This is a genomic window from Leucobacter sp. M11 (assembly GCF_035726885.1).
Classification (GTDB): domain Bacteria; phylum Actinomycetota; class Actinomycetes; order Actinomycetales; family Microbacteriaceae; genus JAPFRB01.
Genome location: NZ_JAPFRB010000002.1, coordinates 684,364 through 689,869, shown reverse-complemented (window position 1 = coordinate 689,869; position 5,506 = coordinate 684,364). Strand labels below are relative to the sequence as shown.

8 protein-coding genes are annotated in these 5,506 nt (G+C 69.2%); 6 read left to right on the top strand and 2 right to left on the bottom strand.

What is annotated here, in order from left to right:
* From OOT08_RS07710 to OOT08_RS07700, 3 genes are all read left to right on the top strand, one after another.
* A partial coding sequence (locus OOT08_RS07710; protein WP_325092015.1) for a sterol carrier family protein occupies nucleotides 1-283 on the top strand: 283 nt, incomplete at its 5' end.
* A 35-nt stretch (nucleotides 284-318) separates the two neighbouring features.
* Complete coding sequence (locus tag OOT08_RS07705) at nucleotides 319-723, top strand: hypothetical protein (protein ID WP_325092014.1); 405 nt, start codon at nucleotides 319-321, stop codon at nucleotides 721-723.
* Between the two features lie 28 nt (nucleotides 724-751).
* Nucleotides 752-943 carry a twin-arginine translocase TatA/TatE family subunit gene (locus tag OOT08_RS07700; protein ID WP_325092013.1) on the top strand — a complete coding sequence of 64 codons (192 nt, stop codon included), beginning with the start codon at nucleotides 752-754 and terminating at the stop codon, nucleotides 941-943.
* A gap of 72 nt (nucleotides 944-1,015) precedes the next feature.
* On the opposite strand, the gene purF is transcribed toward OOT08_RS07700, so the two are convergent.
* Entirely contained in the window at nucleotides 1,016-2,476 is a 1,461-nt protein-coding gene (gene purF / locus OOT08_RS07695; RefSeq protein ID WP_325092012.1) for an amidophosphoribosyltransferase, read from the bottom strand.
* Between the two features lie 130 nt (nucleotides 2,477-2,606).
* Here purF and purM point away from each other — a divergent pair, with 130 nt between their 5' ends.
* Nucleotides 2,607-3,719: a phosphoribosylformylglycinamidine cyclo-ligase gene (purM, locus tag OOT08_RS07690; protein WP_325092011.1), complete on the top strand. Its 1,113-nt coding sequence runs from the start codon at nucleotides 2,607-2,609 to the stop codon at nucleotides 3,717-3,719.
* A gap of 227 nt (nucleotides 3,720-3,946) precedes the next feature.
* On the opposite strand, the gene OOT08_RS07685 is transcribed toward purM, so the two are convergent.
* Entirely contained in the window at nucleotides 3,947-4,144 is a 198-nt protein-coding gene (locus OOT08_RS07685; RefSeq protein WP_325092010.1) for a DUF3073 domain-containing protein, read from the bottom strand.
* A 203-nt stretch (nucleotides 4,145-4,347) separates the two neighbouring features.
* Here OOT08_RS07685 and OOT08_RS07680 point away from each other — a divergent pair, with 203 nt between their 5' ends.
* Together OOT08_RS07680 and OOT08_RS07675 are read left to right on the top strand one after the other, a co-directional pair.
* The gene (locus OOT08_RS07680; protein WP_325092009.1) at nucleotides 4,348-5,019 is read left to right on the top strand and encodes a hypothetical protein; all 672 of its coding nucleotides are present in this window, start codon (nucleotides 4,348-4,350) and stop codon (nucleotides 5,017-5,019) included.
* Nucleotides 5,020-5,068: 49 nt separating this feature from the next.
* The coding region (locus OOT08_RS07675) for a DUF3995 domain-containing protein (RefSeq protein ID WP_325092008.1) at nucleotides 5,069-5,506 on the top strand (438 nt) is incomplete at its 3' end.

Sequence of the window (5,506 nt, the reverse complement as noted above, 5' to 3'; positions counted from 1 at the left end):
GGTGCGCTACCTGCTCCAAGAACTCGCGGATCGCTTCCCGGGCGGCACCCTGGAGGTGCGCGTGCCGCCCTTTGGTGCGGTGCAGTGCGTGGAGGGTCCCGCGCACACCCGGGGTACCCCGCCGAACGTAGTGGAGATGGCCCCGGCGGTGTGGCTCGGCCTCGCCACGGGGCGCGTGAGCTGGGCGGAGGCCCGGAGCGGGGCGCTCGTCTCGGCCTCGGGGACGCGGGCCACGCTGGAGGGCATGATTCCCGTGCTCCGCACCGGGCCAGACGCGCACTGAGCGGAGGCTCAGCGAAAAGCTGAGACAATGGGGGCATGAGTGCCTCCGAACCCACCCCTGACGTTGCGGCCGCCGACGTCCCCGCCCCCGAGGCCGTGACCCCAGAGGTCGTCGTCGAGGGCGCCGAAGCCGTCGAAGCTCCCGCGCACGAGCCGGTCGAGGTGCGCACGGAGGAGCCCGTCGTCGTCGAGCGATCGGTGCGCTACGGCCGCATCCTCACCGTCTCGATCGCCATCGGGATCATCCTCGGGGCCGTCATCACCACGATGTTCCCCATCGCGCAGGACGCGAACTACACCCTCGGTCAGGCGGTCGGATTCTTCGCGCTGATCGGCGGGGTCATCGGCCTGACCCTCGGCGCGATCCTGTGCCTCGTGCTCAGCGCCGCGGCCCGGCGTCGCCGCGTGAGCGCGCGCGCCGTCCACACGGACGTACAATAATCTTCCAACCCTGAACAGGAGACCCCCCATGGCTGGTTTGACCGGGACGCACTTCGTCGTCATCCTCGTGATTGTGCTGCTCCTGTTCGGCGCCCCGAAGCTTCCCGCGCTCGCGCGCAGCCTCGGACAGTCGGCGCGAATCCTGAAGCAGGAAGTCGGCTCGAAGGACGAGGGGCCGACTGAGGACTCGGCTGCGGACGAGCCCAAGCCGAAGGCCTAAGGCCCCGCACACACGAACGCGGTCGATGGGCCCTCAGCGAGGTGCCCGTCGACCGCGTTCGCGCGCGCCGCGCTAGCTGACCTGGTTTGCCTCGACCCACGCGAGGTACTCGGCGTCGATGTTGCCCGAGATGTACTCGCCCGTGAAGCAGCTGTTCTCCAGCTCGGTGACCGCGCTCTGCCCGTCCAGGATGGCCCGGTTCATGTCTGCCACGCGCTGGTAGATCAGCTGGTCGCTGCCGAGCTCCCGGCTGATTTCCTCGGTGGAGCGGTTGTGCGCGATCAGCTCCTGCCGCGAGGGCATGTTGATGCCGTAGACGTGCGGGAACAGCACCGGCGGAGCGGCGGAGGCGAAGGTGACCTTGTTGGCCCCGGCGGAGCGAGCCATCTCGACGATCTCGCGGGAGGTCGTGCCGCGAACGATCGAGTCGTCGACAATCAGCACGTTCTTGCCGGTGAACTCGTAGCTCATCGCGTTCAGCTTCTGCCGCACCGAGCGCTTGCGCACCGCCTGCCCGGGCATGATGAAGGTGCGGCCCACGTAGCGGTTCTTGAAGAAGCCCTCGCGGTACTCGATGCCGAGCTGGCGAGCGACCTGCATGGCGCTGGGGCGCGCCGAGTCCGGGATGGGCATCACGACATCAACGTCGCCGGTCGACATCTCCGTCTTGATCTGCTCCGCGAGCACGTTGCCGAGCCGGAGCCGGGCGTCGTACACCGAGATGCCGTTCAGGACGGAGTCGGGGCGCGCGAGATAGATGAACTCGAAGGAGCAGGGGGCGAGGCGCGGGTTGGCCCCGCACTGGCGGCTGAACAGTTCCCCCTCGGTGCTGATGAACACGGCCTCGCCGGGGCCGAGGTCGCGCACGATCTCGTAGCCGCCGGACTCCAGCACGAGCGACTCGGAGGCCACGACGTACTCGTCCTTGCCGGCGGCGCTCACGCGCTTGCCGAGGATCAGCGGGCGGATCCCGTTCGGGTCGCGGAAGGCGAGCATGCCGTAGCCCGCGATGAGCGCGATGACGGCGTAGGAGCCCTGCACGCGCTCGTAGACGCGGGTCACGGCGTTGAAGACCTGCTCGGGCTCCAGCGACAGCCCCGAGATCTCGGCCTGCAGCTCGGTCGCCAGGACGTTGAGCAGGAGCTCCGTGTCGGAGCTCGTGTTCAGGTGCCGGCGGTCCACATTGAACAGCTCAGCGGTGAGCTCGCGCGTGTTCGTCAGGTTCCCGTTGTGCACGAGGATGATGCCGTAGGGCGCGTTCACGTAGAACGGCTGCACCTCCTGGTCGTTCGCCGCCGTGCCGCTCGTGGCGTAGCGCACGTGGCCGAGACCCATGTTGCCGAGGAGGTTGCGCATGTCGCGGGTGCGGTACGCCTCGCGCACCTGCCCCCGCGCCTTCACCTGGTGGAAGACGCTGCCCTCTGCCGTGGCGATTCCGGTGGAATCCTGGCCGCGGTGCTGCAAGAGAAGCAGGCTGTCGTAGATCTGCTGGTTAACCGGTTCGGATGAGACGATTCCGACAATGCCGCACATTGGGCAAATGCTCCTCAGGGGTTTGAAGCGGTGGGGGTCGCGGACAGTCTCTCACAGGCGACTGTGCGCGCGGGACACGACCAAGCGTACTCCGGCTGGCGCGGCCCCGGTGACGCGCTAAGCTGACAGGGTGAGCGAGAATCCTTCGATTTATGCCCAGGCCGGCGTTGACACGAACGCCGGCGATACCGCAGTCGAGCTGATGAAGGCGGCGATCGTGAAGACGCACGGCGCCGACGTCTTCGGCGGCTTTGGCGGCTTCGCCGGCCTCTACGACGTCTCGATGCTGAAGTCGTTTACGCGGCCGCTGCTCGCGACGTCCACGGACGGCGTCGGCACCAAGGTCGCGATTGCGCAGGCCATCGACAAGCACGACACGATCGGCCAGGACCTCGTCGGCATGGTCGTGGACGACATCATCGTGGTCGGGGCCCGCCCCCTCTTCATGACGGACTACATTGCCTGCGGCAAGGTCGTTCCCGAGCGCATCGCGGACATCGTGCGCGGCATCGCCGAGGCCTGCTCCGCAACCGGCACTGCCCTCGTCGGCGGCGAGACGGCCGAGCACCCCGGCCTCCTGAAGGCCGACGAGTACGACGTGGCTGGCGCCGCCGTCGGGATCGTCGAGGCCGACGCCATGCTCGGCCCGGACCGGGTCAAGAACGGCGACGTAGTCATCGCGATGGCCGCCTCCGGCTTCCACTCCAACGGATACTCCCTGGTCCGGCACATTCTGGCCCGCGCCGATGTGCTCTACACCGACCACTCCAACGAGCTCGGCACGAGCTACGGCGAGGCCCTGCTGGAGCCGACCCGCCTGTACACCGGCCCCCTGCTCGAGGTACTCGACGACCCCGCGCTCGCCGGGAGCCTGCACGCGCTCTCCCACGTCACCGGCGGCGGCATCGCCGCGAACCTGGCCCGCGTCCTGCCCGTCGGCACCTGGTGCGAGATGGACCGCGCGACCTGGTCGCCGCTGCCCGTCATTCGGCACCTGGCGGACCTGGGTGGCCACGACCTCGGCGGCCTCGAGGGTGCCTGGAACATGGGCGTCGGCATGATCGCGGTGGTCGACGCCGGGTCTGCCTCCTCGGTTATCGCCAAGCTGGAAGCCTCGGGGATCTCCTCCTGGGTGGCCGGCCGGGTCTCCACGCAGGCCCGCGACCTCAGCGACTTCGAGCAGGGCGCGAAGGGCGTCGACGGCGGCGCGGTGCGCCTCGTCGGCGACTACGCCACGGCCTAAGCCCGAACGCGCGCGGGGCCGGGTCACCCGTCCCCGCGCGCGGCCACGTCCGCGTGCTCGGCGCGGTCTCCCCAGGGTCGGCGGAGAGCGCCGTGACGACTCCGGGCGTGCCCCCGGGCCGTTCCAGGGAAGCTGTTCCAGGCAACGAGAAACCCCCGCGGAGACCGGGTGGGTCTCTCGCGGGGGTCGCTCACGAGGCGAGGGCGTCCGAACGGGTCGGTCTCGCTCTAGTCGTCGTCGGAGTCGGAGTTGTACTTCTCCGCGTACTCCGCCCACGCGTCGGGTTCGGGCTCGTCTCGATGCGCGGGCCGCGGCGTTTCGATGCCGAGCTCGCGCTCGAGGGCGGAGTAGTTGGTGTCGGGGCTGAAGTACTTCAGCTCCCGAGCAACCTTCGTGTGTTTTGCTTTTTGACGGCCGCGCCCCATGCGAGACCCCCTTACAAGATCGGGCCCCGCGGGAAATGGGCCGCGAGGCAGTGTGCCAAATCAGGGACAAAGTGTAAGCCACAGCCTACCACGGAGCGGAACCCTCTGGGATGAGTCCCGGCCGTTTCAGAGCTTTCCCGCGACGGGCATACTGCCAGGGGCATTTCTCGCGCGAGCCGGGACTCAGCAGATAGCATGAGGGTATGAGCGCTCCCGTTTCACGCCGCCGCCGCATCAAGCGGATCATCCTGTGGGTGTGCGGCGGCCTCGCGGTCCTGGTGCTCGCCCTGGCCGCGGCGGTCGTCGTGCCGATCCTGACCCACCAGAACGCGGGCAGCTCCGGGCAGACCGGGGTCGACGAGGGCAGCTTCCCCGACGAGGTGAGCGCAGTGGGCGCGGACGACCGGACCCGGGTGCTCGGCGTTGTCGGCCCGACGGGCGAGGCCGTGGATCTCTCGCAGCTCTCCCCGGGGGATGAGCTCACGGTTTTCGGCACCGGCTTCAATGCCGACAACGGTATATACCTCGGATTCTGCAAGGTTCCCGCCGCGGGCGAGAAGCCCTCGCCCTGCCTGGGCGGGATCCCCGAGGGGGCGGAATCGGGCGAGCTGGCCGAGCAGGAGAACTCCGGCGCGGACGGGCCAGCCCTGGAGAGCCAGTGGATCACGAACAACTGGGCCTGGCGCGCCTTCGCGACGGGGTCCTACACGGACGCCGAAAACGGCGCTTTCACCGCGCGGCTTCTGGTCCCCGAGCTCAGCATGGCGGGCCTGGACTGCCGGGTCGAACAGTGCGGCATCTTCACCCGGAACGATCACACGGCCTCCGGTGACCGGGTGCAGGATCTCTACCTGAGGTTCGACGCCGCGAAATAGAGACGTGGGCACCGGCACGGGCCCCGAGGACGACGTGAGGAGAACGCAGATGGCGCTCAGCAAGACGATTTCGGTGGTTCCCACCCTGCTCCTGGGCGGTCTCTCCGCCCTGCACGTGGCCTGGGCGCGCGGCAGCACCGTGCCCTACGACTCGGCGAAGGAGCTGAGCCGGAACGTCACCGGCCAGAAGACCCCGCCGACCCCGGGGGCGACCGCGACGGTCGCGGGAGCGCTCGGGGTGGGCACCGCCCTCTCCGCCGGCTTCGGCCAGAAGAACTGGTTCGGGCGGTTGCTCAGGCGCGGCCTGATGGTCGCGATGGGGGCCCGCGCGGTGACCGGCTACCGGGGCACCACCCTCGACGTCCTCGACTGGAAGGCGAACAAGACCTTCGCGGAGAACGACCGGCGCGTCTTCGCCCCGCTGTGCGCCGTGATCGCGGTGGGCCTGTTCCTCAGCGACCCGGCCTGGCGCCGGAAGCGGCGTGAG